The sequence below is a fragment of the Chitinophaga sp. 22308 genome, from assembly GCF_052045305.1.
GTDB lineage: Bacteria > Bacteroidota > Bacteroidia > Chitinophagales > Chitinophagaceae > Chitinophaga > Chitinophaga varians_A.
In genome coordinates this window covers 512936-538332 of record NZ_JBQEOP010000008.1, presented here as the reverse complement: position 1 = coordinate 538332, position 25397 = coordinate 512936, and the positions used below count along the sequence as shown (strand labels likewise).

General features: G+C 46.8%; 26 protein-coding genes. 12 read left to right on the top strand and 14 right to left on the bottom strand.

Translation table 11 applies throughout. The features are described 5' to 3' along the window. The 3 genes from ACTJJS_RS30210 to ACTJJS_RS30200 form a co-directional block, all read right to left on the bottom strand. Positions 1-1130, bottom strand: a 1130-nt coding sequence (locus tag ACTJJS_RS30210) for a phage integrase SAM-like domain-containing protein (protein WP_440667441.1), incomplete at its 3' end; no start/stop codon positions are given. 490 nt (positions 1131-1620) lie between these two features. Further along, entirely contained in the window at positions 1621-2262 is a 642-nt protein-coding gene (locus ACTJJS_RS30205) for a DNA alkylation repair protein (protein WP_343745818.1), read from the bottom strand. A 91-nt stretch (positions 2263-2353) separates the two neighbouring features. Beyond that, positions 2354-2689 (bottom strand): hypothetical protein, encoded by a 336-nt coding sequence (locus ACTJJS_RS30200; RefSeq protein WP_440667439.1) that lies wholly within the window; start codon positions 2687-2689, stop codon positions 2354-2356. A 563-nt stretch (positions 2690-3252) separates the two neighbouring features. On the opposite strand from ACTJJS_RS30200, the gene ACTJJS_RS30195 reads away from it, so the two are divergent. The 9 genes from ACTJJS_RS30195 to ACTJJS_RS30155 all read left to right on the top strand — a co-directional run bounded on the left by ACTJJS_RS30195 (position 3253) and on the right by ACTJJS_RS30155 (position 10070). Beyond that, positions 3253-3429 carry a hypothetical protein gene (locus tag ACTJJS_RS30195; RefSeq protein ID WP_168737801.1) on the top strand — a complete coding sequence of 59 codons (177 nt, stop codon included), beginning with the start codon at positions 3253-3255 and terminating at the stop codon, positions 3427-3429. Positions 3430-3471: 42 nt separating this feature from the next. Further along, on the top strand, positions 3472-3645 hold the full coding sequence (locus tag ACTJJS_RS30190) for a hypothetical protein (RefSeq protein WP_168737800.1): 174 nt from the start codon (positions 3472-3474) through the stop codon (positions 3643-3645). Between the two features lie 43 nt (positions 3646-3688). Next, complete coding sequence (locus ACTJJS_RS30185) at positions 3689-3856, top strand: hypothetical protein (protein WP_159455959.1); 168 nt, start codon at positions 3689-3691, stop codon at positions 3854-3856. A 38-nt stretch (positions 3857-3894) separates the two neighbouring features. Continuing rightward, complete coding sequence (locus tag ACTJJS_RS30180) at positions 3895-4056, top strand: hypothetical protein (RefSeq protein ID WP_168873492.1); 162 nt, start codon at positions 3895-3897, stop codon at positions 4054-4056. 44 nt (positions 4057-4100) lie between these two features. Next, the gene (locus ACTJJS_RS30175; protein ID WP_168737798.1) at positions 4101-4268 is read left to right on the top strand and encodes a hypothetical protein; all 168 of its coding nucleotides are present in this window, start codon (positions 4101-4103) and stop codon (positions 4266-4268) included. Between the two features lie 90 nt (positions 4269-4358). After that, the gene (gene gwsG, locus ACTJJS_RS30170) at positions 4359-5387 is read left to right on the top strand and encodes a grasp-with-spasm system ATP-grasp peptide maturase (protein ID WP_440667436.1); all 1029 of its coding nucleotides are present in this window, start codon (positions 4359-4361) and stop codon (positions 5385-5387) included. 112 nt (positions 5388-5499) lie between these two features. Next, entirely contained in the window at positions 5500-6570 is a 1071-nt protein-coding gene (gwsS, locus tag ACTJJS_RS30165) for a grasp-with-spasm system SPASM domain peptide maturase (protein WP_440667434.1), read from the top strand. Position 6571: 1 nt separating this feature from the next. Next, positions 6572-8779 (top strand): peptidase domain-containing ABC transporter, encoded by a 2208-nt coding sequence (locus ACTJJS_RS30160; RefSeq protein WP_440667432.1) that lies wholly within the window; start codon positions 6572-6574, stop codon positions 8777-8779. After that, the gene (locus ACTJJS_RS30155; RefSeq protein WP_440667430.1) at positions 8769-10070 is read left to right on the top strand and encodes an HlyD family secretion protein; all 1302 of its coding nucleotides are present in this window, start codon (positions 8769-8771) and stop codon (positions 10068-10070) included. The genes ACTJJS_RS30160 and ACTJJS_RS30155 overlap by 11 nt, the downstream gene beginning before the upstream one ends. A 24-nt stretch (positions 10071-10094) precedes the next feature. Here ACTJJS_RS30155 and ACTJJS_RS30150 read toward each other — a convergent pair whose 3' ends face one another. The 4 genes from ACTJJS_RS30150 to ACTJJS_RS30135 all read right to left on the bottom strand — a co-directional run bounded on the left by ACTJJS_RS30150 (position 10095) and on the right by ACTJJS_RS30135 (position 14783). Beyond that, complete coding sequence (locus ACTJJS_RS30150; protein WP_440667428.1) at positions 10095-11042, bottom strand: zinc-binding dehydrogenase; 948 nt, start codon at positions 11040-11042, stop codon at positions 10095-10097. A gap of 71 nt (positions 11043-11113) precedes the next feature. Beyond that, positions 11114-11704 (bottom strand): Crp/Fnr family transcriptional regulator, encoded by a 591-nt coding sequence (locus ACTJJS_RS30145; RefSeq protein WP_440667426.1) that lies wholly within the window; start codon positions 11702-11704, stop codon positions 11114-11116. Positions 11705-11878: 174 nt separating this feature from the next. Continuing rightward, the gene (locus tag ACTJJS_RS30140; protein ID WP_440667424.1) at positions 11879-13522 is read right to left on the bottom strand and encodes a T9SS type A sorting domain-containing protein; all 1644 of its coding nucleotides are present in this window, start codon (positions 13520-13522) and stop codon (positions 11879-11881) included. 508 nt (positions 13523-14030) lie between these two features. Then, positions 14031-14783: a hypothetical protein gene (locus tag ACTJJS_RS30135; RefSeq protein WP_440667422.1), complete on the bottom strand. Its 753-nt coding sequence runs from the start codon at positions 14781-14783 to the stop codon at positions 14031-14033. 211 nt (positions 14784-14994) lie between these two features. Here ACTJJS_RS30135 and ACTJJS_RS30130 point away from each other — a divergent pair, with 211 nt between their 5' ends. Next, positions 14995-16110, top strand: coding sequence for an alkene reductase (locus ACTJJS_RS30130; protein ID WP_440667420.1), 1116 nt, complete (start codon positions 14995-14997; stop codon positions 16108-16110). A 77-nt stretch (positions 16111-16187) separates the two neighbouring features. Here the strand turns inward: ACTJJS_RS30130 and ACTJJS_RS30125 are convergent, their stop codons facing one another. The 3 genes from ACTJJS_RS30125 to ACTJJS_RS30115 form a co-directional block, all read right to left on the bottom strand. Next, positions 16188-17246, bottom strand: coding sequence for a hypothetical protein (locus tag ACTJJS_RS30125; RefSeq protein WP_440667418.1), 1059 nt, complete (start codon positions 17244-17246; stop codon positions 16188-16190). A gap of 77 nt (positions 17247-17323) precedes the next feature. Beyond that, positions 17324-17530, bottom strand: a complete 207-nt coding sequence (locus ACTJJS_RS30120) for a YdeI/OmpD-associated family protein (protein WP_440667417.1) — start codon at positions 17528-17530, stop codon at positions 17324-17326. 227 nt (positions 17531-17757) lie between these two features. Beyond that, on the bottom strand, positions 17758-18738 hold the full coding sequence (locus tag ACTJJS_RS30115) for an NmrA/HSCARG family protein (protein ID WP_440667416.1): 981 nt from the start codon (positions 18736-18738) through the stop codon (positions 17758-17760). 102 nt (positions 18739-18840) lie between these two features. On the opposite strand from ACTJJS_RS30115, the gene ACTJJS_RS30110 reads away from it, so the two are divergent. After that, positions 18841-19212 carry a winged helix-turn-helix transcriptional regulator gene (locus tag ACTJJS_RS30110; RefSeq protein WP_440667414.1) on the top strand — a complete coding sequence of 124 codons (372 nt, stop codon included), beginning with the start codon at positions 18841-18843 and terminating at the stop codon, positions 19210-19212. A 90-nt stretch (positions 19213-19302) separates the two neighbouring features. On the opposite strand, the gene ACTJJS_RS30105 is transcribed toward ACTJJS_RS30110, so the two are convergent. Beyond that, positions 19303-19875 (bottom strand): hypothetical protein, encoded by a 573-nt coding sequence (locus ACTJJS_RS30105; protein WP_440667412.1) that lies wholly within the window; start codon positions 19873-19875, stop codon positions 19303-19305. A gap of 489 nt (positions 19876-20364) precedes the next feature. On the opposite strand from ACTJJS_RS30105, the gene ACTJJS_RS30100 reads away from it, so the two are divergent. Then, positions 20365-20652: an SUKH-3 domain-containing protein gene (locus ACTJJS_RS30100; protein ID WP_440667410.1), complete on the top strand. Its 288-nt coding sequence runs from the start codon at positions 20365-20367 to the stop codon at positions 20650-20652. Between the two features lie 49 nt (positions 20653-20701). On the opposite strand, the gene ACTJJS_RS30095 is transcribed toward ACTJJS_RS30100, so the two are convergent. Genes ACTJJS_RS30095 through ACTJJS_RS30085 form a run of 3 tightly spaced genes read right to left on the bottom strand, consistent with a single transcriptional unit; the run spans position 20702 to position 25350 of the window. Further along, on the bottom strand, positions 20702-22855 hold the full coding sequence (locus tag ACTJJS_RS30095; RefSeq protein ID WP_440667409.1) for a c-type cytochrome domain-containing protein: 2154 nt from the start codon (positions 22853-22855) through the stop codon (positions 20702-20704). Continuing rightward, the gene (locus ACTJJS_RS30090) at positions 22855-23880 is read right to left on the bottom strand and encodes a 6-bladed beta-propeller (protein ID WP_168873508.1); all 1026 of its coding nucleotides are present in this window, start codon (positions 23878-23880) and stop codon (positions 22855-22857) included. The genes ACTJJS_RS30095 and ACTJJS_RS30090 overlap by 1 nt, the downstream gene beginning before the upstream one ends. Before the next feature lie 15 nt (positions 23881-23895). Continuing rightward, positions 23896-25350 carry a DUF1501 domain-containing protein gene (locus tag ACTJJS_RS30085; protein ID WP_168873509.1) on the bottom strand — a complete coding sequence of 485 codons (1455 nt, stop codon included), beginning with the start codon at positions 25348-25350 and terminating at the stop codon, positions 23896-23898. Positions 25351-25397: the final 47 nt, after the last annotated feature.

Genomic DNA, 25397 nt, shown 5'->3' with positions numbered 1-25397 from the left:
TTTACCTGTACTATGTCTTTATTTCCCTTTTTATGGGAGAACTTTATTAACTCGCAAATGCCCGCCAGTTGTGCTACTTCTTTGATATGTCGGTTAAATTCGGGGTTACTGACCGCGGGAATCTGGCGGTTAAAGCGTTTAAGCAATATTTCCTCCGCCGCGTCCCTCAGTGGTACAACTACCCAATGGTCAGATTTTTCTTGTTTCTTATATAATGACCCTTTCCGTACGTCCTCCGGCTGGATAGACGAAAAATCGGAAAACCTTAGCCCTGTCAGGCAGCCAAGTACAAATAAGTCCCGGTACTTTGTCAGATGGGGCTTTTTGGATAGGTCTGCCTGATAAATCCGGTTAATTTCGGGCCAAGACAGGTATACGGCATCGGCGTCCTCGTCCAGTATTTTAAAATCGGATAGGTCAATAGGAGCGATAATTTTACGGCGCATTCTATCCCGCAGGAATATACGAAGCTGTTTAATAGTTTTGCCTACGGTGGAGGTTTTTAGCCCTTTTATCTGTTCCTTTTTACCGTCAATAACCTCCGATCTCCGGCGTTGAACATAGTCGTAAGTCAGATAATTGACAAGGCTTTCATACAGGTTAAAGTCAAAGGAATCGAATGTGATAGCGGCTTCCCGGTGTTCCTGAAAGGCCGCCATGTGGTCTTTCATGTTCTTATACACGTTCAGCATACCCGCCGAAACCTTATCCCGCTTGCATTTGATGTAGTCCTCTATCTGGAAAATCAGATCAAGATTGGTTTTAGGGTCGAGGGCCGCGGCCTGTTGGGCCTTTTGAGTAAGCGTAGCAATGTCAAATCCCGGTTTGAAAGTCGTTTTAAGGAATGAGAGAGGGTCAGTTATTTTTTCCTTTATAGCAAAATTTAGTATGTCCTGCACACTTCTAATGGCCCGTTGAAGTTGTTCATTAAGTGCTGCTGCCTTGCCGTAATTTTCAGGTAGGTTGTCGTCTATCCGTTGCCGTTTAAGGTTCCAGCACGAAGGAGGGATAGCTATACCTGAATTTAAAAGGGTACGCTTATCAATGGAATGGCAGTATTGGATGAAAATTACGCTTGTGCCGTCCCTGCGTACAAATTTCTTTTTGCATACTGGTTTGACTGGAAACATAGTTACTCTATAATTTACTCTATAAAAATTGTGTCGGCCTCTATAAAGGTAGTTTACAGAAAAACACCACGATGTTATAGAATATTGAAAATCATAGAGTTATTGTAGTGTTATGTAGTTTGCTGTCTAGTGGAAAATGACAGCGGTAATCCCAGCGGGATCACAAACAACTTATAAACCTCGCGCTAATCGCGGGGTTTTGTTTTTGGGTTGAGCGTTTAGTCGAGTTCCTTTTATATAACCCCGATTTCTGGATGCCCTGGAGCTGGCAGAGTGTCTGCTTAGCAGTGAGTTCGCAGATACACGCACTGCCATCGCTGCCTATGAGGGGACAGAGTTGTCTGGGGAAGAGAACTGGAGTCTGACTGTGTCTCAGCTGTCAATTATTTCGGGAATCGACTGAAGTTGTGATTATAAATTAAATGTTGACACAGTTTTTTTACACTCCTCAGGATTCTATATATGGGAGATAGAATTTGAACTTCTTGGCTTATAAATTTCGTTTGTTGCTTTCAATGGTAATGAACTCGGGTAAATATTCCGGAGTACATCCTTTTGATACCTTCTTACCTTTGTAAAGACCTGTTTTTTCTCCAAGTGCAATACAACGATTTCGGTACTTTTTGTCATAAACCCCAATCCACCCTGCAACGAAATTCATTGCCCATTGAACTTCTGGTTCTTCTTTTTCAATCTGGTTTTCAATTTTAGATAATAACTCTCCATTGTTTGGAGGAGGAGTTTGTCCCATCCAGCGTAAGCGACCTTGATAATACCAGAATATACGTCTCTGAAGGGTAGAAGGACTATCTTCCCAAGATTGAATCAGTGTAATTGTCTTTTTGTCCTTAGTAAGCTGATTAGCCATTAGCCAATCCGTTAGCTGATTTCTCTCATCCAATGAATGGGTCTGTGCATCCTTATCAAGCGTATTAATCAAATCCTGGGAAAGAAGCTTATTATCCATAATCAAGATGGCCAATTGCCTGGGCAAAAACCTTTTGGTAGACCATAGTTCCATAGCCAGTTCGTGATCCTTTTGGATTTCCTTTGCAATCTTCCGTAAGTCTCCCAGCTTGGTTTTATTATTAATTTGAGCCAGGATATTCTCTGCTTTAGAAGAAAGTTTCATATCTATCTTTTGTTTTTCGAGACAAATAAATAATTCTGACTTTAGATAATCGTCTGCTTACTTTGTTGCTGTCGGTTCATAAAAAATATTTCTATGTGTTTGCTTCGATAGTATTTTTCAGTTTAGCCAAAATCGTTTCTTCTTGTTTTTTGAGAGAACCGCCCATAAATACCATCAGTAATTTAGCAAATATGCCATTTCCATTGATAGTAGTGCTTGAAGTGATTTTAGTTTTTTTACCAATGGGCGTCATTTTAACACTATATTTCATATTCATGAAGTCAGTTTCGGATAATGATTCCATTGATTCGAACAATTTAATAGCCGTGATTGTCCGCTTAACTACCATCGCTTTTCCGTTAATGGCAAAATATACATTTGACACATTCCCTACCGTTTTTGGTTTGCCGTGCTGCTGGTACAGCAAAATAGCGTCGTATAACTATGATTTGTGGTGTTTCCATGTTATATATTAAAATTTCCTCCACCATTCATGTGCAGTGATTCAAATAATATGTAACCTATCGGTTACGAAAAATAATCATTTTACCCGGTTTGGAAAAATTTTTCTGCCTGATAGCTTTGCCTACGCACTCAAGCAAATGCCTATTGTTAAGTAAATAGGCATTTGCTCGAAATACAAATAAGTTCGAGTTTTGTACCATAGAGATCACAGACAACTTTTAAACCTCGCGTTAGTCGCGGGGTTTTGTTTTTTAGTTTGGCGTTTAGTCGACCTCCTTTTATATAACCCCGATTTCTTTCCCGTACTTCATACAGGTTAATCAGTTTTAATAAGGTATGAAGAATGACAATGAGATAAAAATCCTGCTTCAGCCAATTGATTACACCTTCTCCCTATCCTGGAACGGCGCCGCAAATATTCCCCCGAACACCGCAAATATCGACTGCCCTCACTCAAATATTCATCTCGCCCCAACGGTGTAATTCCTTCGGCTACTTTTACATCATCATTAAAAACTACATCATATGAAAAAGTTACAAAAACTGGTTGCCAAAGAGGTAACATCCCCTGAAACCCTGAAAGGTGGCAGATTAATGCAGTTGGAAGCTTTCACCGACGGTGGTGACAAAACTACCTACAACACCGCGAGCTGGAATGGCAGACACTATGTTACTGACGTAAACCAGGACCCCGGAAATTAATCGTACCCCGGGAAAATGTTAACCTGTTAAATTGGAAAAACGATGAAAAAGAAATTGTCAAAGCTGAATGCAAAGAAGGTGGAAGCGCCTGCAGCCATTAAAGGAGGCTTGTTACAAATGGTCTCCGATACCTCGGGTGGCGACTGTTACTTCACCACCGCCTTTTGTACCCAAAGAGGAGATCAATTCTCCTGCGATCACAAAACAGATTGTTAATTGATCACCCGGAAAAAAACGTTTAACCTTTAAATTAAAAACCATGGACAAGAAACTGTCAAAACTGAATGCAAAAAAAGTAGAGAACTCCGAAGCAGTTAAAGGCGGCCTGATGGCGCTGGCTAGCATGGAAATGGATGGTGGTGTTACTACCCACTCTGCTACGCAGAGAGGTGATCAATACTTCTGCGATCACAAACAAGACAACTAATCAACCTTCATTTATTCATTCGTTCAATATTATAACACATGAAAAAGTTAGAAAAACTGGTCCCCAAAGAGGTAACATCTCCTGAAACATTGAAAGGCGGCTTAATGCAGCTACAATGCCTGGAAGACGGCGACAAAACCACCAGCAACAGCGCTTCCTGGAATGGCAGACATTATGTTACTGATACCAAAGCGGACTAAGTACATCCCCCAAAAAGTAGTTAACCTAATAAATTAAAAACAATATGAAAAAGAAATTATCCAAACTCAGCGCAAAAAAAGTTGAAGCCCCGGAAGTAATTAAAGGTGGCCTGATGGCACTGGCCAGCATGGAAATGGACGGCGGTGTTACCACTCACTCTGCTACGCAGAGAGGTGATCAGTACTTCTGCGATCACAAACAAGATAACTAATCATTTCTCCTTCCGCATCATGATGAAGGAAATCAGGGAACTGCCAGCAACAGCTGGCAGTTCTTCCCCACAAAAAATCAATATCCGGTCATGTTTAAAAAGATACTCATATTAAGTCAGTCCTACCTGGAAAGTACTACAGACCAGGTTTGCCAATGGATGGACTATTTGAAAATACCTTACCGGCGGTTGAATGGTGAAGACTTCTTCCGGTTTCAACAGCTTAGTGATCTGCCGGATAATACAGAAACTGCCGTGGTTTGGTACCGCAGGAAAATCGCTCACTTTCCCGCTGAGTTCAGCCTGAAGCAACCGGACTTTAACAGCCAGTACACCCTGAAACGTTTTCTGGTAGATGAATTCAACGGCCTGCATTCTTTTCTGTTTCATTCCATCGACACCCAAAAATGGCTGAACGATCCCCTGTCAGAGAAAAACCTGAATAAACTGCAGGTGTTACAATTGGCCCGCCGGTTAAACATCCCCACGCCTTTTACGGAAGTGGTGACTACCAAAACAAAAATTATGGCTTTGCTGGAACAATACCCCGCATTGATCGTAAAGCCCCTCAGTGAATGTATTTTACTGGAGGATACCGAGCACAGGGCTTACAAAATGCTGACCAGCACCATCGATCAAAAGAGCCTGGCAGCAGTACCGGAAACATTTTTCCCCTCCCTGGTACAGGAAAGGATTGTCAAAAAATTTGAGATCAGGACCTTTTACCTGGATGGTGTATGTTATTCCATGGCCATCTTCTCGCAAAACAACCGGAAAACAACAGATGATTTCCGGAATTATGATAACCATCGGCCCAACAGGACCGTACCCTATAAATTACCCGCTGACCTGGAACATAAACTGGACCAGCTCATGAAAATATTGCGCTTCCGCACGGGGTCCATCGACCTGATGGTGGACATGCAGGGGAACTATCATTTCCTCGAAATCAACCCGGAAGGACAGTTCGGCATGGTGTCCCATCCCTGCAACTATTACCTGGAAAAAAAATTCGCACGGTTACTTCATCAATCTGTTCTCCATGAAAAAGAAATACATCAGCAACCTGAAAACAAAGAAAATACTGCCCCTGCCACTGTATTTTCTGAAGCAGAGTGAATCCGTTGCCTCCCTGCCCATCACGAAGTTTGAGAAAGCCTCGAGGGTTAACGCGGAAGGATTCGAACTGTATAATTTCTATAAACCGATCTCCAAATTCTGATTTTCTGTTATGGAATATCTAAATATATACGCAAACTGTCAACTGGTAAAGGGCGCCAATATGTCGCTGCTCTGCGATCTGCAAATGCGCCGGTTCTATCACCTGCCGAATGATACTGCCGAAGTATTGTTGTTCCTGCAACAATATTCCATCGACGAATGTATCGCGCATTATGGGGAAGATAACCGGGAAGCTATCACCGGTTATGTGGACTTCTTCGTCAGCCGTGAGCTGGGATTTATCGATGACCATATCCTGCCGGAGCTTACCGCAATGGAGCTCACCTGGGACCGCTTTGCGGATATTACCAATGTTGTTATTGAATACCAGGAAACCATCGACTATACCGGACCGTTTTTCCGGGAACTGCTGGACCAGCACCTGGAAGGGCTGGAGATCAGGTTTTATCAGCCGGTGGCGCTACCTGAACTGAGGGAATTACTGGCATTGTTCAGTGATTCCACGTTGCGACATATCAAACTGGTACTGCCCTACGAGAAAAGCCTGAATATAGCCACACTGGACGAACTGGTGAAAAAAAACCAACGGGTAAAATCCCTGTTGCTACATAGTTCACCGGAAGAAAAGCTTGAAAAAATATTCTCGAATTCTGTACCGGTATACTATTTCACCGGAGAAATCAACTCCTGCATGGCCTGCGGCGAAATACGCGCCAACCACTTTACGGTGAACACGGAACTATTCACCGAAAGCCTACGGTTTAATAGCTGCCTGAATCGTAAGCTGAGCATAGATCAGCAGGGATATATCAAAAACTGTCCTTCTATGCGGGAGAATTATGGCCATGTGGCAGATACCTCCCTGCAGGCAGTGCTGGACAATAAAACGTTTAACCGTTACAGTCATATCCGTAAAGATGATATCGCTGTTTGTAAAGACTGTGAATTCCGGCATGTATGTACGGACTGCCGGGCTTATATAGAGAATCCACAAGACATCTATTCAAAACCCCTGAAATGCGGGTACAACCCCTACACCAATAACTGGGAAGAATGGGCGCAACATCCGATGAAACAAGCCGCTATCGAGTGGTATGGAATGGCAGAGATAATCAAATGATATGAAGCTGAAAAAATTTCCTTTTTATAAGCAGCCGGACGGGAAGGACTGTGGCCCTACCTGTATCAAAATCATCAGCAAGCATTATGGCAGGCTGACAGATATACAGGCTATCCGGACCCTCGCGGAAACAACGCGGGAGGGCAGCTCTCTGGCGGGATTGTCTGCGGCTGCAGAAGGATTGGGGTTTAAGTCGCTGGCGGTGAAAATAGATTTTCCCACGCTGGTGGAAGAGGCGCCACTGCCTTGTATTTGTCACTGGGGACAACAACATTTTGTTGTCGTTTATAATATCAAAAAATCAGGTGGACGTACCCTCGTTCATGTGTCCGATCCGGCCTATGGGCTGATCACCTACAGCCAGCAGGAATTTATTGATGGTTGGATGGGCAAGGGAAAAAAGGAAAATGATGAAGAAGGAATTGCCCTGCTGCTGGAAACTACGCCCGAATTTTATGAATCAGAAACCGATACACCTGCTAAGAGGAAAGATATTTCTTTCCTCTTTAGCTATTTTTTCCGGTACAAAAAACTGATTACCCAGCTTACCCTCGGCCTGCTGGCCGGTAGCGTGCTGTCACTGATCTTCCCCTTTCTCACCCAGAGTATTGTAGATATCGGCATACAGAACCATGACCTGAATTTCATCTACCTGGTACTACTGGCACAGGTGATGTTGTTTGTGGGAAGGACCGGGATAGAAGTGATACGCAGCTGGATCTTGTTACATCTGTCCAGCAGGATCAATATCTCCATTGTATCGAACTTTTTTATTAAGCTGATGAAATTACCCATCAGTTATTTTGATACCCGCATGACGGGGGACATCATGCAGCGTATCAATGACCACCAGCGCATAGAACAGCTGATGACCAATTCGTCGCTGAATACGCTTTTCTCCATGGTGAACCTGGTGATCTTCAGTATTGTATTGCTGTTGTACGATTACCGGCTCTTCCTGATCTATTTGCTGGGCGGGGTATTGTCTATTGCATGGATCTCTTTTTTTCTCAAAAAAAGAAGAGACCTGGACTATAAACGTTTCTCCCAGGTATCGGAGGAACAAAGCAAGGTGATGGAACTGGTGAATGGGATGCAGGAAATCAAGATATACAATGCTGAAAGACAGATGCGCTGGGGCTGGGAGTTTATGCAGGTAAAACTGTTTAAGATCCATATCAGTTCCCTGTCCCTGGAGCAATGGCAAACCGTTGGTTCCAATTTCATCAACCAGATGAAAGACATCTTTGTCAGTTTCCTGGCAGCCAAACTGGTACTCGACGGTAACCTGACACTAGGTATGATGCTGGCGGTACAGTATATCATCGGCCAGCTGAATGGCCCGCTGGTGCAGCTGATGGATTTCGTAAAGCAGGTCCAGGATGCTAAGATATCCCTGGAAAGATTGAGCGAGATCCACGAAAAGGAAGACGAAGAACGTAGTGATATACAAACGGTGATGGATATACCGGAACAGGATATTGTATTGGATAATGTTTCTTTCCGTTATGTAGGTGCTGGTTCCCCCGTATTTGAAAACCTGAGCCTGCGTATCCCGCATCGTAAGACCACTGCCATTGTTGGCGCAAGCGGTAGTGGTAAAACTACACTGCTGAAGTTGCTCATGAAGTTTTATGATCCGGTGGAGGGAGAAATAAAGATTGGCCATGCGCCCCTGAAACATGTTTCGCCGCGCTACTGGCGTGATCAATGCGGCGTGGTGATGCAGGAAGGGTATGTGTTCAATGATACCATCGCTAAAAATATAGCCGTCGGCATTGATGATATTGACCGGCCACAGTTGCGCAAGGCAGTTGAGGTGGCGTGCATTAAGGATTTTATTGAAAGCCTGCCCCTGAATTACAATTCAAAGATCGGCAACGAAGGTATCGGTATCAGCGGTGGCCAGAAGCAACGCCTCTTTATTGCCCGGGCTGTGTATAAAGCGCCGGAGTACATCTTCTTCGACGAAGCTACCAGTGCGCTGGATGCCAATACGGAAAAGGCTATCATGGGCAACCTGGAACAGTTTCTCAAAGGGAAAACAGCGGTGATCATCGCTCACCGCTTGTCAACCGTGAAAAATGCAGATAAAATCATCGTACTGGATAAAGGAAGGGTAGTAGAAGAAGGTAGTCACGACGAACTGGTGTCGCTCAAAAAAGAATATTACAGGCTGGTAAAAAATCAATTGGAACTTGGAAACTAAAAAAGATATACTGGACACCGTGCAACTGCATTCGGAAGGAGTGCAGGACATTCTGACGCTGCCTCCGCACTGGATGATACGCTGGGGCAACACCGTTATTATGGTAATCCTGCTGCTTATTTTACTGATGAGCTATGTGATCAAATACCCCGAGTTTGTACCTTCCAAGGTGATCATCTCTTCCAGCAATCCGCCGGAGAAGCTCGAAGCACGCATCAATAGCAAGGTGGAAGAAATCTTCGTGGAAGACCACCAAAAAGTAACGAAGAACCAGCTCTTACTGGTGTTGCAGTCCACCGCTGACTACCGGGACGTGATCCGTCTGCGTAATATCATGGATTCGCTGGATAGTAAGGCATTGCCGCATTTCCCCCTGTCGGAAGTAGCCCGGTTTAAGCTCGGGGAGGTACAGGCTGACTATAATGCTTTTGCCAAAGCACTCACGGATGAACAGCTGTATACCCGCTTGCAGCCCTATTCTCCGGACTTCGCTGCGGCGGAAAGAGGCCTTACGGAGTCACGTAACCGCATCCGTACCCTGCAACAGCAAAAAGAGCTGGAGCAAAAAAAGTATGAAGTCTCCAAACGGGAGTTCGACAGGTACCAGGAACTGTTTAAGGAAAAAGTGGTGTCAGCGGCGGAGATGGGCCAGGAGAAAATCAAATTCCTGCAGGCAGAACAAAATATTGAAAATCTTAATGTTACGATTTCCCAGTTGCAGGAGAGTATACTGGGTATAGAAAAAACGAGAAGCGGTGTGGCTATCAGCGCGCAAAAAGACCAGATCAACCTGAGCTCACAGACCGCCCAGCTGTTTGAGCAATTGCGGCGGTCTGTTAAATCCTGGGAGCAGAACTACCTGTTCATCTCTTCCGTAGATGGCGTGGTAGGTTTTCAGCAGTTCCTGGGTAAAAACCAGTTTGTAAAGTCCGGTGATATACTCGTTGCCGTTATGCCGGAAGATAAAAATATGCTGATTGGCCGCCTGCAGGTACCAGCCACCAACTCCGGCAAAGTGAAGGAAGGGCAGAAGGTACTGCTGAAACTGGACAACTATCCTTACCAGGAATTTGGCTCGGTACAGGGCAAGGTAAAAAGCATCGCTAATACCCCCGATAAAGATGGTAACTACTACGTGAACGTAATTCTCCCGAATGGCCTGAAAACCTCTTTCCACAAAACACTTGCCTTCGATAAAGAACTGAAAGGCAATGCGGAGATTGTTACACAGGACCTACGGTTGATAGAACGTTTCTTTTATCAGCTACGAAAATTACTTCGGTCCGAGTGAGCTTCTGCCGCGAAAGTAGTGCTGTTACGCTACGTGTAAGACTACTTTGCCATTCACTTGTTGCTGTAATAATTTATTAACGGCAGTGAATATACTTTTCCAGGGAAGTTCAAGGTCGATAGGTGTATTCAGGCTTCCATTTTCTACCATAGCAGCAAGACGCTCCAGCATTGGAGTACTTGGATATAGTGGTTCTCTTCCAAGCCAGATACATTTTATGCGATGTAAGGGCCATCCTGCTGAACGTATGTTTATCTTACTAAACTCACGGGCAGAGTTACCATAATTGATACAAATGCCATTACGGGACAATGCAGTTAGAGCTGTGGCCAGGGTATCACCACCTATGGAATCCCAGATTATATCATATTCACCGGCCGCTTTGGCTTCAGCTGCATCTTTAAATATACCGGATGGGTTTTGCAACAGATTGGCCAATTCGGTACGTCTGCTTACCGCAAATACTTTTGCTCCGGCATTGGCTGCCAACTGACAGGCAAAACGTCCGACTCCGCCTGCAGCACCAGTTATGAGTACGCGTAAGCCTTGAATATCTCCACTGGCATCCAGGCAGTCAAGAGCTGTGAGGCCGGCAATTGGTAGGCAGGCCGCCTGCGCGTCTGTAATGCCTTCCGGAATTTCTGCCATCAGCCCTCCGGGAACAACAAGGTATTCAGCCCAGGACCCTTGTGCTATGTAGCCAAACACTCTGGTACCTTCTTTGGGGGTACTGCCATCTTCGGCAGCTTTCACAACAACACCGGCAAAATCCCACCCTACGATATAACTTTCTGTTGTTGACAAAGCGGTACGTGTTTCACCTTGGTTGAGGGTGAAGGCCTTCACTTTTACCAGTGCCTGATTGGGTTTGGGAAGTGGTATGTCTGTCCTTCGGAAATCTAAACCTGCCGGGGTATTGGGGGCAGTAAAAATGGCATCCATTTGCTGCTTCAGGTAGAAATTATTTTCCATTTCATCTTAAAATTTCTCAAACTTACGCAGCGGACAAAGTGGAATTGTTGATCTGAATCAACAAATAACTCCTAGGTATTTATATTTCTTAATCTGCTCAATGTCTCTTTGGTCATTCCCAGAAAATTGGCAAGAATATGATGAGGTATTCGCAGAAATAATTCTGGTGAATTAAGCATGAGACGCTCATATCGGACCTGAGGTGTATCGTAATACGAAGCTAACAGGCGTTCCATCGAGTAGCATGCCGTTTGTTCTGCCAGGTGTCTTCCTGCTTTCTGCCATGAATATGATCTGTCAAATAGCTTAAGCATATTTTCAGCATCAATACAGATCATGGTAGTCGGCTCAACAGCAACTATATCAACTTCTCCCGGTTTCCTTAGTAAAATACTTATATAGTCTGTTACAAAATCATTCTCTGTGGCAAAATCAAAAGTACGCTCTATACCATCCAGATTTTTAACCCATCGAAAGCAGCCCTTTAAAATAAATCCAATTGTTTTGCATCTGCTTCCGGCCCTGTTAAAATAATCCTTTGTGTCAAATTGTTTGATGCATAACAGTTCATTCAGCCACTCCCATTCCTGTTCTTCAAATGTCGCGAGTGTACTTAAATATGATTTCAACGGCGTATAGTCCCAAAGGTTATTGGTATTCATGGGAATGAATTTTGATTTACTTTTCAGTATACACAATATAATTCAAGATAAATTTATTATCCTTTGAGACCTTAAATACATGCCTGTTTCTCAAATTAAAAAAGCTGCCTCAAATTACCTTTGAGGCAGCTTTTTTAATATTTAAAACAGAAGCAGCATTCTTCAGCAGCAAAATTATTTCAGGATCAGCTGTTTTACTTCTCTCTGATTTCCTGTGCGCACTTCCAGGTAATAGTTGCCGCGCTTCAGGTTGGCTGTGTTGATGGTAGTCTGACTGTTATGTGATTGTATCTTCAGTACCAGATTATTGCTGAGGTCGTACAAGGCAATCTCCTTGTTGGCATTCTGGTCCTGATTTGCATTGTCGGTGAGTAAGATATAGCTGGTGGTAGGATTTGGATAAATGCTGAAGCGCTCGGCTTTCATCATCGATTTATCAATACCGCCGCTGCATTTAACTCCCCATATAGTAAATTCTTTATACCTGGTGCCGCACGACGTTTGGTAACTTCCTCTGAAAGTGATCCATTGACTTACAGCAATATTCCCGTTTACAAAGTTGCCGGTGCTGCCGGCAAATGGATAGGTGCCAGCTATCTTTGTCCAGGTCACTGATCCCAACGGAGTAGGAGTTAACCCCACTCTGAACTTGCCGGAACATACGTTTGCCTGGCCATCAGGTATGGGCGTTTCGGTTGATATTGATAGCCCGTCTGAGTAGTATGGGATAGGTTCCTGTACCCCTACATTCAGTAGTTGTGTGGTAGCTGGGGAATAGCCGCACCCTGCGTTGTAACTTTTTACAGACACCCAAGACGAGTAGAACGTTGCGCTTACATCTGTTAATGTGATGGCGTTGCCAGTTGCAGCGGGCAGCAAAGCGGGAGAAGATGCCCCGTTAATGCGGAGATTCGCATTCTCTGCTTCCCACAGGTAGTGCGTGGCATCGGCTACAGCTCCAACCGCAAAATTGGCCGACTGGTTACAAACGGTTCCGGTGGTAGTTGTAAACTGTGGCTGTGTAGGCGGGTTCTGTTTTACAGTACAGGTATACTTTTCATACCCGGTTTCCTGCTTCATTGGCGTAACAGATACATTCCCCGGCACCGCATTGCCTGACGGTTTTAACTGGATGCTGGTGTTAGTGGTGCTGAGCACTGAGGGGGCAGGCTGACCATTATATAGCCATCCTGGGCCGATTTCCCATTTATAGGAAGTGATGCCGGAAATATTCAGCGGATTGTTGATAGTAAAAGTACGTGGCGCTACGTCGCCACATGCCAGTGTAATATTGAGCGGGCCAAAATCAAAGTGCCTGTATTCATCTATGAAAACAGAGCGGATCAATACGCCACCGGTATCTTGCTGGGCACTGTTTACATACATGAACAGCTGGCTGTAGCTTTTACCAACCGGCACGTTTACATTAACAGCCATTTCCTGGAAATTACCGGGAATAGGCACCTGTTGCGGTGGCATGTTATCTCCTGTAGGAGTGGGGATGGTGCCAAAATCGCAGTTGGTGGTGGATGAAGCCTGTAAACCGTTAGTCAGCGCCACATACAGCGCGGCAAGGTTGGTGTGTGTGTTACCAGAACCCCCAAAATAGCCGGGGGTTGATGCCATTATCCTTATCCTGTAAGTGATATAAGGCTTAAAGTCATACTTCACAAAAAAACCTTCCGATTTACTTTTATAATACCAGAGCCGCAGGTTCACCAGGTTATCCCGCATTTCAATGTCGGGAGAACCGTGGGTTGATTTGACGGTCAGGTTGGGATACAGCTGTGACCATAGTTGTGTGTGCTGCGGGCACATCGGATTAAAAACATTACACTCATAACAATCGTTGAATGGAAGCAGGACTGTTGAGAAGGGTAATTGCAACTGGGCAGAAGTTGTCGATGGATTAATAACAATTGCCAGCATTGACAAACAACACAGTAGGTAGAATTTCCTAAGCATAGGTTTTCACGGTTTATGATTGATAAAATACTTTTGTTCTGTCGGGTATATGGATTATGGTTATTTCGGTGGCAAAGTAACAAAAAATAAATTTAAAAGCGAGGTTAATTCGCTGACGATCTGCTTAACGCTTCCTGTTGCGCCGGAACGATTGACATGTCAAACGATTTTGAGAGTCTGCAAAATCGTCTACCGTAGTGGACGTAATTTTACAGTATTTCCCTGGCATATTGTAGTATCTTTTGCAGGTGTGGTTACTGGTGCCGGTAGTGATTGTTTGCGCAGTGCATAATATATCCTGAAATTTCCTGACAGGCAGACAGGAGAAATTCCATGGTAAAATTTTTTTCCCCACCAATTTTTATGTAGTAACAGTATGTGATTGATTTAATTCGCATAATTCATTAAATACAGACTGTAGCCTATTGGCTAATCGTGAATGCCCTTCTTTATTAAGGTGCGTTGAGTCCTGAAAATACCTTCTTTTTTGCGGTACCAGAGAACGTGTGTCTACGTACCTTATCTTCTTGTTCCGGAATTCGTGGTCTTCTAAAATTTTATTGGCAAAGCCTCTTTTCTTTTGAACGAAGCGCTCTAGTACTGGAAAGGGAGACAGAAGGATGATATTATAATTCAACTGATCTAATATGTCCAGAAGTTGTTTTAGCTCAGCTTTTCTCACTTGCATTTTCTTTTTGGTAAGAGAAATAGAAGCATCAAGAGCTATTTTAATCCAGGACTTGATTAAAAGTTTAATATATTGTGGCGGAGACACTATTCCGGCTTTGGAAGTGACTGGGGTATTTATGCTTGATTTCCTGATGACTTTCTTCTTTTTGAATTTTAGTAATGAAAATAGTTCCTGTTTGATACTGAAAGAGAATTCATAATTTCCCAACTGTACTAACAAGATGTCGGGAGCAAATTCATGAATATTATTGGTCGTCTCTATGAAATTTTTCAGTGTAACATGACCTTGTGTTTTTTTTTCAAATGAGACTTCCTCAGAGTTAACGGTGGAAATCATAACATCTATGAAATTATCTTTTTGATCCGATAGGCCATAGCCAACAACGTGACATCCTCCTATCGCAAGGACTTTAATATTCTTCATTATACAAGGCCTGGGTACAGCTTTGCGGTAAATGGTGGGTTAAGGATTATTTAATCAACGCTGATAAGACTGCTCAGGTGTCATTAAGTTTAATCAGTATTTGTGAAATTTTTTGCAGACAATTTAAGGCCGTTAAATTAACAGCGCTGACACTGCGATAATATATATTGCGACCGGCAGTAGCTTTAAGAATTGAAGAAACCCTATTGTTATGGCATATCCTGCTTTATTCACCCCACACAACCTGGGTGGCGTCAGTTTAAAAAACAGGTTACTGATGGCGCCTATGACCAGGAGCCGGGCATCCCAGCCCGGAGACATCCCCAATGAATTAATGGCGGAATACTATCGTCAGCGGGCATCTGCGGGTATAATTATTACGGAGGCCACCTATGTCAGTCTGGAAGGGAAAGGATATGCCAGGACGCCTGGTATAGTCACCGATGAACAAGTGGCCGGATGGAAAAAAACTGCTGACGCCGTTCACCACGAAGGGGGCGTGATTTTTTTACAGCTCTGGCATACGGGAAGAATGTCGTCTTACCTGGTAAACGGCCTGCAGCCGGTTGCGCCATCCGCTATCGTCCCTTCGGAGGATAATAAAGTATATATCTATGACGGGAGGCCGGATGGACTGATCACATTTGTACCGGTGGATACTCCCCGTGCCATCAGGGAGGTGGAGATAACATTGCTGCAACAGGCGTTTGTTCAGGGTGCTATAAAGGCCATGGAAGCGGGCTTTGATGGCGTCGAAATACACGGGGCCAACGGCTATATCTTCGATCAGTTTTTGAGAAGTACGCTGAACAAACGAACAGATCAATATGGCGGCAGCATGGAAAACCGTACCAGGTTGTTGGTGGAAACAGCTAAAGGTATTGCGGATGCCATCGGTCAACAAAAGGTAGGGGTACGGTTATCTCCCTACGTAGTTTATAAAGACACCGAAGACCCGGAAATACTGGAAACCACACTGCTGGCAGCAGAACAGCTAAACAAACTAAACATCGCCTACGTTCATCTTGCAGAAGCCGACTGGCCGGGCGGAACGGAATTGTCAGACGGGTTCAGAAAAGATCTCCGGAAGGTTTTTAAGAATACGATCATTGCCACCGGTAATAAAACGGCTGAAAAAGCAGTAGCGCTCATTGAAAGCAGGCACGCGGACCTCGTGGGCTTTGGACGTTATTTTGTTTCCAATCCTGACCTTCCGGAAAGGTTTCTGCGTGGAGCCGGCTTGAATGAAATAGTGGACAGCCGCCGGCTATATGGCGGAGGTGACCATGTCGGATACACTGACTATCCTGCTATGGAAGGGGGATAGGAATGAATTGATCAGGGGATGGACAGGCCCATATTGTCCCGCAATATGGGCCTGTCATATGAAATATACGTATTTTATCACACCGGCAGGTCGTATCCGCGCAGCTGGCCGTCACCGGTTGTTAGCAGCAACTTGTTATGCACCATCATCACGTTGATGATATTGCTACTGTAGTCATAGATGTAATCGGGATTGGCTGTGAGATTGCCATCCAGGTCATATGCTGTGAATTCGATGCCTTCCGGCATTACCTCGGCTTTGCAGCGTAAATTTTTTCTGTCCAGTAATAACAATCTTCCAAACTGGGAGATGACCAGGATGTTATGGTCATCCACAAAAAAAACGGTGTAGTTGATATTGTCCGGTTCAGCGGCGGGAAAGTCCTTGCTACCGTCGAAAATAGCCGGCTGGTCCTGTTCCGCTACTTTGGTCATGGCAGGGAAGGCGTATATTTCCAGCGGTTCATCATAATGTGGGGCCATGACGAACTCTTTTCCGGAAGGGGCAAAGTTGCCCATGATCATATTATCACATGCAGGGAGCATTGTCAGGGAAACGGCGCCGTTGTCCCATTGGAGCTGCATCAGGACCGATTCTTCCTGGCCGGCGGCAGCTTCCAGCAGGATGGTGTTTTTGTCGGGCGTGGCATGAAATGCATAGGCATAACGATGACTTTCGAGCAGCGGGTGAGCGGCTATTACTTCAAAAGTGGCCACATCCATCACCTGCAGCGTATCTGTTTCATTTTCCCCGCCGGGCAGCACGTACCAGATGGTTTTATTATCGCTGGAAAAATAACAGGCAGCACCCAGGAACCAGCCCCAGGAGCTATGTTCCACGGTATGTAACACAGTAGTGCCTTCAGCGTCAAGAATACGTACGTCGGTCATGCCGGCAATAGCAATGAGGCGGCCATCAGCAGAGGCGGACAGCTTGCTGCTGACATAATTGGTGTTCTGCCCCTGCATGATTTTTTCCCAGACAATTTCAAGGTCAGCGTTGAGTTTTGTAATCAGCGGCTGGCTCGCAAAGTTCATCAGCACTTCGCCATTCGGTAATGGCACTACGTTTACCGGGTTAGCGGTGAAGGTCAGTTTGTTCTTTAATGGCAGGTTAATATGCGGAAATTGACTCATATCTGTTGTTTATACCGTCGCAAAGGTAATGCACAAACAGCTTTTCTGGCAACCCGCCCTGTTTTCTTTGTCTTATCTTATTCTTCTGTCCACATCCCGGTACGCTTTGCCAGATCGATCTTTTCCTGTCCGTGCACGGTCATCTGCCCGGTGGCGATCATGCGTTGCGCCCGTTCTATATTGGGTTTGCTCCATTTGCTTTTCGCTTTGCGCGGGGTGAATGTGAGATAGAAACTTTCCTCGTCACGCTTTTTAGCTTTGCTGTCTATCCATCCAAAGCACAACGCCTCTTCCGTCGCCTCTATCAGGGAGATGCAGGGGACTTTACTTTTTTTATGATATTGAACAAGCCATACCCCGGGTTCCGCCTGACAGTTTTTCTACAGCCATTTCCGCCATTCCCTTCTGGTGCGGGCATATACTGCTTGTCTTCCATCCAGTGTTTCCATCGTAGAATAGTTTATGGGTGATTGTTATAACAAAGGTAGGACCCGGGTTTGACAACCCTATGTCAGGAGTGATTTACTTTTTCTCCCTGCCATCCGGTGCTCCGCAGAAACTGTTCCCAGGTCAGCGCTGCAGGGTTTATTTTCCGGCTCCAGTCCAGGTCACGGTCTTCCCGGAAGTATCCATATTCCACCGCGTATTCCACCATGCCCAGGAGTTCCCGTACCAAAGTCTCGTTGGCGCCGAATGCCGGAAAGTGGCCCAGGAGTTCCTCCCGTGTATAGGCTGAACTATAAACCGCTTTTTTACCGGTTACCCTGACAAAGGTGTCCACCATTTCCTGCGGAGAGATGATATCGCCGATAACGGGCAGGGATTGTCCCGCATACTGATCGGGACGGGTAAGGATTTCCAATACGGCCGGGCCGGTCGCAGTAAGCGGGTCAACAAACGGCGCTCGAAAGTCTTCAGGCAGATAGACCGGGAATACCAGGGTATCGCCCCGCAAGACAGGCGTATAGAATTCCATCAAATTCGTATAAAAAAAGGCCATGTAGATAAACGTGCTTTTGATGGGCAGGGTTCGGATGTATGCTTCAATTTTACCCTTGTCCGTAAAATGCGGGGCGAATTTTTCCCCTTTCGTTCGTTCATCGACGTTTTCCAGGGCACTGAATATAATATGTGGGACCTGCGCTTCCACCGCCGCATCGGCCAGCTCTTTGCCCAGTTCGAACTCATGGGTGGCCGGCGGGGCAATGTTGGGCGTCATCAGAAAAGCTGCATCAGCGCCCCGGAATGCTTTCACAAAATCTTTTTTGTGGCCAAGGTCCAGCGGTATGCTTACCAGCTCTACACCCCGGGCGGCCAGGGATAGCGCTTCCGGCGAATCGGTACGGCGGGTAATGCCCCGTACCCGGTATTTGCCGGAGGCCAGCAGCGTGCGTGCCGCACTGAGCCCCTGTTTGCCCAAAATACCTACGATCGTAACAAGTGGTTTGTCTTGCTGTACGCCTATACTGTCTGTTGTTAAATGGTTAGTCATATCTAGAAGTTTTTGAACTATAATTATTATAGTTGCAAAACTATTTTTAGTGGGGTACATTTGCAATAACTATCAAAACAGATAGGTGCAAAAAATAATCACATGAAGACAGAATGTATTGGTGATCATATAAAAATGAATGGCAAACTTTATCCCTGCACGGTAAGTTTGACCATGGACCTGGTGGGTGGGAAATGGAAAGCAGTGATCCTGTACCATTTAAAGGAAGGGCCTAAAAGATATAATGAGCTTCGTAAAGAAATGCCTTCCGTTACAGAGATGACATTGAGCCTGCAGTTAAAACAGCTGGAGAAGGACGGCCTGGTGGCGAGGAAGGTGCAGGGTAAAAAGCCTCCCATCAAAGTTGTTTACAGCCTGACGGACTTTGGGAAAACGCTGGTCCCTGTTTTGGAAGCGATTACAGCATGGGGCAACCAGGCTGTTAAGGAGAAAGGGGAGTTTGTTACGTTATAGTTTGGGATTTGCGTTTCTATGCAAAACCTGCTACCATAATATGAACGGGGCTGGCCTTTTTAAAAAGGCCAGCCTCGCTATTTTTTGTGATTATTTTTTCGCCGCCGGCGGCATCATTTTAGGAGGGGCCTGTTCATACTGGTACATCAGGTTGATTTTCCCGTTTTTATCAAACCGCCAGGTTTCCTGCAGTTCTTTCGCTGTCTTTTTCCCATGGGCGTCGGTAGCTATTTCGCGGGTCCATATCACCACCCATTCTTCCTTTTTATCCTTGCTTCTGAGCGGTATCCAGGCGTGGATGGAATCAACCACGTTGCCCATCGGTCCTCTTTTCTTTTTAGCGAGCACGAAGAGGCTGTCCCTGTTGCCGGCAAACATAATACCGTCGGAGAAAAACATGGTGTCATTTTCCGCGAAAAAACGTTTGGCGCTGTCGAGGGTGTTGTTGTCCCAGTTTTGGTAAACGGTGAGCAGTGTTTGTGCGTTTTTTGTATCACCCATCTCAAAATCCGAAGAATAGCTTGCCGTGTAGGGGTAAGCCATGTTTTCCTGTTTGGCAGGTCCGGGCCCGGAGGTGGTGTCTGCTGCTGTTTGGGATTGGTTGGGGCTGGAGGTACAGGCTGCCAGAAAAGCAATCAATACGAAAAGGGGAATCTTTTTCATAAAAATGGTTTCTAAAATTATAAATAATAAAAAAAGCCGGGGGCAACGACTGGTAAGCGGAGGGACGGGGCTCGATACTTATCCTAAGGTAGGAATTTTTAGGGAAAAATGAGCGAAATATGACCGCTGGTCCCGAAACGGCAGATTGGAGATATCGGAATGAAAATCATTAAAAAAATGTGATATCGGTTTATCGTAAATTTATTCAGGGGTCTGATATAATTTTAAAAGATCAACTTTAAAAGATCAACACGCCCGAATCTAAACCCGAAGGGACGAAATGAAATAATATTTTTATGAGCATGATTTCAGGGGCCGCTAAAGCGGTGTTGCAGAAAGCTGGCTGGTACGAAGGAAGAACCGTTTCTATCCAGAAAAGCATCCATTTGCTGGAGAATGCAGGGTACCTCATATTTGACAAGGTAGAGGCTTTTCTGACAGCCGTTCGAGGGTCTGGACCTGAACTATACCAACAGCCTGGGGGGAGACATGTTTGTCAGTTTTGATATAGCATGGTCATTATCTAAAGCCAGGTTGTATGAGAAAGACCTGATAGTGGAAGACTATCCCCGGGCCATCGGTTGTAAGATGCTTACCCTGATAGGAAGAGAGAACACGGCCACCTGCCTTGCCATCAATGAAGAAGGGACGATATATACCCTGAACGACGGTTATATCCTGGAAGCAGGAAAAGGCGCCGAAGCGCTGAATAACCTGATCACCAAAAGCTATAAAGAACTGAAACAGGTGCCTATGCCGGATTGGTGGGGCGAATAAAAAAAGCCGGTGACATGTCATCACCGGCCAATACATCAATTGGTTTTATTTAGTTGAACAGCAGCTCATCCGTAAACACCCAGGCATGTTTCCCTTTGCCGGGATGCCAGGACGGGAGGATGGCTGGTGTCATGACGATCTTTATGTAGGACGCCTGTGTCACCGGGAAAGCACAATCAATGTCCATCGCAGCAACAGGGTCGTCTTTTTTGCCTGCGGGCGGACTGATTTTCTTCAACAATTTGAGCTGCTGCGGATGAACGCCTCCCCATATCTCAACCTGGCGAGGCGGGAAGATATAAGAACCCACATTGCGCAGCATGCCGATGCTCACCGATTTAAGCGGCACCGGTTGGGGAAACCGCACCACCGCTTCCAGTACATTTTTCGTATAGCCGAGCCATTTACCATTGTTATAGTCTGTTCCGCCTTTTTGACCGTCTGTCAGGGTGCTGCCGCCGCTGGCGAGATAAGACCCTTCCGGCTGGTTGACCAGTGTAACGCTGTCCGGTATATAGGTGGTTTTGACCAGCTGGAGCTGTACCGGATCACTGGCATACCATCCCTGTTTACAGGCAATGGCACGCACGGTAGTGTTGCCGGTGATCAGGAGGCTGTCTTTGAAAACCGGTGAATGCAGGCTGTCAGGGGCGCTACCGTCCAGGGTATACCGTATTTCCACGCCTTTCACAGGGTGTTGCAGTTTCAGTTGTATGCTGCTCCTGAAAACGGCCGCTGTATTGAGTATGGTTGGCTGGTTCAGCTTCAGTTGTTCTCCTTTGTCATTCGTAAAGCCTTCCACCACGGTGACCTGCCGCAGTATTTTTTGTGCCTGCTGAATATCAGCATGGGAAAGACCGGTGTTCCATACGTACAGTGTTTGCAGGGCAGGTGCGGCTTTCAGGGTGGTGAGCTGTTGAAGCGTGACCGGCGTGCCTGATACAGAAAGGCTTTGCAGGTGCGGCAATTTGGCGAGGGTGGCCAGTGTTTGCCCGGTGATATTGGTGAAGCTGAGATTGAGCACCCGCAGCTGTTTAAACTGCGCCAGTACTTCAAGGTCGGCATCCTGTACCGGCATCTTCTGCAAGTGCATTTCTGTCAGCTGTTCTTTTACCGGCTGCAGCTCTTTAACGGAAGCAATATTGAACTTGTCTTTGTTGTACCAGTTCGCCACCAGAGGGGCGGCATGTAACGCCACCGGATATACGACGCGGTAGTTGTTGTTCAGCCGTTGCACCATTTTATCATCTGCGGGAGAGAAATCATACACCGGCTCTTTGGCAGCTGCGGGTTGCAGGCGGGCAGCGGCCAGCAACCGCAGGCTGTCACGCGCCGGCAGCGATGCCACCGGCGTTTTGAAGTCTGCGCCGCCTTTGATCCAGTAGTAAAGCAGGGCCACTTCTTCTTCGGTGAGTGGTGGTTTGCCGGCCGGAGGCATATGTTTTTTGTCATCCATCGGAAGGTGTAATCTCTGCATTATCAAACTGATGGCGGGATTGCCGGGGATGAACAATTTGCCGCTTTTCCCGCCGGCCAGCAGCTGTTGCGGAAGCTCCATCGACAGGCCGCCTTTCGCTTTCCCTGCGTTGTGGCAGCTCATACATTTTTCTTCCAGAACGGGTTTCACGAGATGGTCATACACCAGCGCTTTCTCCAATGGCACGGGCGTGTTGTGCGGCGTAACAGGCGCCAGCACGAAGTTATTGCCATGGGTGATGTCAGCACCCCAATGGCCGGTCACCAATAACAGGACTGCCGTTACCAATGCACCCGTTTTCGGCAACCACGGCCTGGAAGCTTCTCGCAGCCAGTATAATGAAGATGCGGTCCATAATACGGCCATTCCACCCCATTTGTGCCACTGGATATTACCGTCGGCATAACCTTCTTCCCTGGCAAGCAGCAATCCCATAATAACGGTGACGGCTGTACTGAGCGCTGCTGCCAGCAACAGCCAGGCGGTGAATTGTGTTTTCCAGCGGTTGGCTTCCGGTTCGCGCAGCTGCACAAACAGCAGCAGGGAGCCCAGCAGCAGCAATACGATCGGGAAATGCAACACCAGGGGGTGCATGCGGCCCACTACCTGCAACCATGCAGGTATAATGGCGCTGCTGCCGGCGATGAACAATACGAGCGCAAAAATATTAGCGGCAAATAAAAGCTGGCTGCCGGCGTATTGCCAGCGGATAAGGTTCCACGTCATTATACCCTCCTGAGTTTATATGGGTACACTTTGCCGGAGGCCCATTGTGCTACATAAACGTTTTCATCGTTGTCCACGCATACGTCGTGCGGGTGAACGAACAGTTTCTCCGCCTGCTGCATGGGCTGTAGCTGCTGATCGTTATAGACAGGGGCGGTGCCGCCAATGTTGGACACCACTTTGTTGTTTTTGTCCAGGATGGTGACGAAGCCGCTGCCGCTGGCATTCATATCGGGAGAACGCAATACTGCTGCGTAGAGATGGTCGCCTTTGATCACCGGGCGGCATACACAGGCGCCGGGAAGGGATATCACTTCCAGCAGCTGTCCGCTCATTGTGAAACGCTTGAAACAGTTGCGGGTGCGGTCTGTCACCAGCAGGGTGGGCGTACCCTGGCGGCGGTCTATGCAGATGCCGTGGGCGTTGTCCAGATGGGCGTCGCCTTCGCCGCGGCCGCCGAAAGTATGCAGCAGTTTGCCCTGACGGTCGTAATGCATGATATACTGCGCGCCGTATCCGTCTGCTATATAGATGTCCCCTTCGTCGGTGACGGTGGTTTCTGTAGGCACAAATTCCTCTTTCTTCTTATAGAAGCCTGTTTCCGCGGGATAGTCGATGGTCATCACGATTTTGCCGTCCATGGTGGTTTTATACACCTGGTGTTTTTCCGTATCGGTGATGAAGAGGTATTCGGTGCCGTTTTCATGGGCCAGGGTAAGGCCGTGCGCACCGGGGAACTCATGTCCCCAATATTCCAGCAGTTTGCCGGATTTATTGTAGACGAGGATGTTGTTTTTTGTTTCGTTGGTAAGGAGGATAATGCGGCCTTTTTTGTCCTGCACCATCTCATGGCAGTCTTTTACGGGATGCCGGCTGCTGTCGAGCGTGCCCCAGCGGGTGTCGAGGGTGTAGCGCATATCCTGATGGCCGTATACCGGCCCTTTGGGACGGGCGAAGAGGTCGCGGGAAATGTAAAATGATGCGGTAACTAACGCTGATGCTTGTATGAATTTTCTTCTCTCCATGAATCGTATTTTTTATCAGGCCATGAGCCCTGGTATAACTTTTCCTGCTACGTCGGTGAGCCGGTAGCGGCGGCCCTGGTGTTTGAAGGTGAGTTTTTCGTGGTCTAGCCCCATCAGGTGTAAAACGGTGGCGTGGAAATCGTGCACATGCACCGGGTCTTTGATGATATTGTACCCGAACTCGTCTGTTTCGCCGTAGACGATGCCTGGCTTTACGCCGCCGCCGGCCATCCAGATGGAGAAGCAGCGCGGGTGGTGGTCGCGGCCGTAGTTATCGGCCGTCATTTTGCCCTGGCAGTAGTTTGTTCTGCCAAATTCGCCGCCCCATATGACGAGCGTTTCATCGAGCAGTCCGCGTTGTTTGAGATCGGTGATCAATGCGGCGGAAGCGCGGTCCACATCTTTTGCCTGGCCGGCCATTTCATTGGGCAGGTTGCCATGCTGGTCCCAGCCCTGGTGATATAGCTGCACGAAGCGTACGCCGCTTTCCGAGAGTTTGCGCGCCAAAAGGCAGTTGGCTGCAAAGGTGCCGGGGACAAGGCATTCGGGCCCGTATAGTTTGATGATGTCGTCTGATTCTTTAGAGAGATCGGTCAGTTCCGGTACGGCTGTTTGCATGCGGTAGGCCATCTCGTACTGTTGGATCTTGGTGTTGATTTCCGGATCGCCAAAATCTTTATAGGACTGGTCGTTAAGGGCGGCCAGCTGGTCAAGCATCTGGCGGCGGTTGCCCATATCGATACCTTCGGGATTGTTGAGGTACAATACCGGGTTATCACCGCTGCTGAACTGTACACCCTGGTGAATGCTGTCGAGGAACCCGTTGGACCACAGTTTGGAGTATACGCCCTGGCCGTTGCCCTTGCCGCGTGACAACAGTACGCAGAAGGCGGGGAGGTTTTTGTTTTCGCTGCCGAGGCCGTAGCTCATCCAGGAGCCAAAGCTGGCGCGGTTTCCCTGTTGTGCGCCTGTCTGGAAAAAGGTGAGTGCCGGATCATGGTTGATCGCTTCGGTAAACATGGACCGCACAATACAAATATCATCTACGATCTGTGCGGTATGCGGAAAGAGGTCGCTCACCCATGCGCGGGCTTCCCCATATTGTTTGAAATCATAGTGGGACCCTACCAGGGGAAAGGACGACTGTCCGGCGGTCATGCCGGTGAGCCTTTGTCCCATGCGTATGGACGGCGGCAGTTCCTGTCCCATCATCTCGCGCAGTTTGGGTTTATAGTCGAAGCTCTCCAGCTGGGAAGGGGCGCCGTTCTGGAACAGGTAGATGATCCTTTTGGCTTTGGGCGCAAAGTGAGGCATGCCTGGTATGAAAGGTGCTTCATGGCTACTGCTTTTACCGAAAAGGTCGGGTATCAGCAGGGAGCCAAGTGCTACGCTGCCGATGCCCAAACTAAGCCGTGACAGGAATTTCCGGCGGTTCATATTCAGGTGGTGCTCCAGGAATTCGTTTTTCATCGTGTTGTTTTTTATCGGGAATGATGTTGAGGCAGATGGACCTTTAC

What these genes read in the sequence shown, in the direction of transcription:
- gwsS (WP_440667434.1), top strand. Translation starts at nt 5,500, where the DNA reads ATGGAATATCTAAATATATACGCAAACTGTCAACTGGTAAAGGGCGCC.
- ACTJJS_RS30095 (WP_440667409.1), bottom strand. Translation starts at nt 22,855, where the DNA reads ATGACGTGGAACCTTATCCGCTGGCAATACGCCGGCAGCCAGCTTTTA.
- ACTJJS_RS30100 (WP_440667410.1), top strand. Translation starts at nt 20,365, where the DNA reads ATGTTTGTCAGTTTTGATATAGCATGGTCATTATCTAAAGCCAGGTTG.
- ACTJJS_RS30140 (WP_440667424.1), bottom strand. Translation starts at nt 13,522, where the DNA reads ATGTGCCCGCAGCACACACAACTATGGTCACAGCTGTATCCCAACCTG.
- ACTJJS_RS30205 (WP_343745818.1), bottom strand. Translation starts at nt 2,262, where the DNA reads ATGAAACTTTCTTCTAAAGCAGAGAATATCCTGGCTCAAATTAATAAT.
- ACTJJS_RS30195 (WP_168737801.1), top strand. Translation starts at nt 3,253, where the DNA reads ATGAAAAAGTTACAAAAACTGGTTGCCAAAGAGGTAACATCCCCTGAA.
- ACTJJS_RS30125 (WP_440667418.1), bottom strand. Translation starts at nt 17,246, where the DNA reads ATGAGTCAATTTCCGCATATTAACCTGCCATTAAAGAACAAACTGACC.
- ACTJJS_RS30130 (WP_440667420.1), top strand. Translation starts at nt 14,995, where the DNA reads ATGGCATATCCTGCTTTATTCACCCCACACAACCTGGGTGGCGTCAGT.
- ACTJJS_RS30110 (WP_440667414.1), top strand. Translation starts at nt 18,841, where the DNA reads ATGAAGACAGAATGTATTGGTGATCATATAAAAATGAATGGCAAACTT.
- ACTJJS_RS30145 (WP_440667426.1), bottom strand. Translation starts at nt 11,704, where the DNA reads ATGAATACCAATAACCTTTGGGACTATACGCCGTTGAAATCATATTTA.
- gwsG (WP_440667436.1), top strand. Translation starts at nt 4,359, where the DNA reads ATGTTTAAAAAGATACTCATATTAAGTCAGTCCTACCTGGAAAGTACT.
- ACTJJS_RS30160 (WP_440667432.1), top strand. Translation starts at nt 6,572, where the DNA reads ATGAAGCTGAAAAAATTTCCTTTTTATAAGCAGCCGGACGGGAAGGAC.
- ACTJJS_RS30090 (WP_168873508.1), bottom strand. Translation starts at nt 23,880, where the DNA reads ATGGAGAGAAGAAAATTCATACAAGCATCAGCGTTAGTTACCGCATCA.
- ACTJJS_RS30180 (WP_168873492.1), top strand. Translation starts at nt 3,895, where the DNA reads ATGAAAAAGTTAGAAAAACTGGTCCCCAAAGAGGTAACATCTCCTGAA.
- ACTJJS_RS30085 (WP_168873509.1), bottom strand. Translation starts at nt 25,350, where the DNA reads ATGAAAAACGAATTCCTGGAGCACCACCTGAATATGAACCGCCGGAAA.
- ACTJJS_RS30150 (WP_440667428.1), bottom strand. Translation starts at nt 11,042, where the DNA reads ATGGAAAATAATTTCTACCTGAAGCAGCAAATGGATGCCATTTTTACT.
- ACTJJS_RS30185 (WP_159455959.1), top strand. Translation starts at nt 3,689, where the DNA reads ATGGACAAGAAACTGTCAAAACTGAATGCAAAAAAAGTAGAGAACTCC.
- ACTJJS_RS30190 (WP_168737800.1), top strand. Translation starts at nt 3,472, where the DNA reads ATGAAAAAGAAATTGTCAAAGCTGAATGCAAAGAAGGTGGAAGCGCCT.
- ACTJJS_RS30105 (WP_440667412.1), bottom strand. Translation starts at nt 19,875, where the DNA reads ATGAAAAAGATTCCCCTTTTCGTATTGATTGCTTTTCTGGCAGCCTGT.
- ACTJJS_RS30115 (WP_440667416.1), bottom strand. Translation starts at nt 18,738, where the DNA reads ATGACTAACCATTTAACAACAGACAGTATAGGCGTACAGCAAGACAAA.
- ACTJJS_RS30175 (WP_168737798.1), top strand. Translation starts at nt 4,101, where the DNA reads ATGAAAAAGAAATTATCCAAACTCAGCGCAAAAAAAGTTGAAGCCCCG.
- ACTJJS_RS30135 (WP_440667422.1), bottom strand. Translation starts at nt 14,783, where the DNA reads ATGAAGAATATTAAAGTCCTTGCGATAGGAGGATGTCACGTTGTTGGC.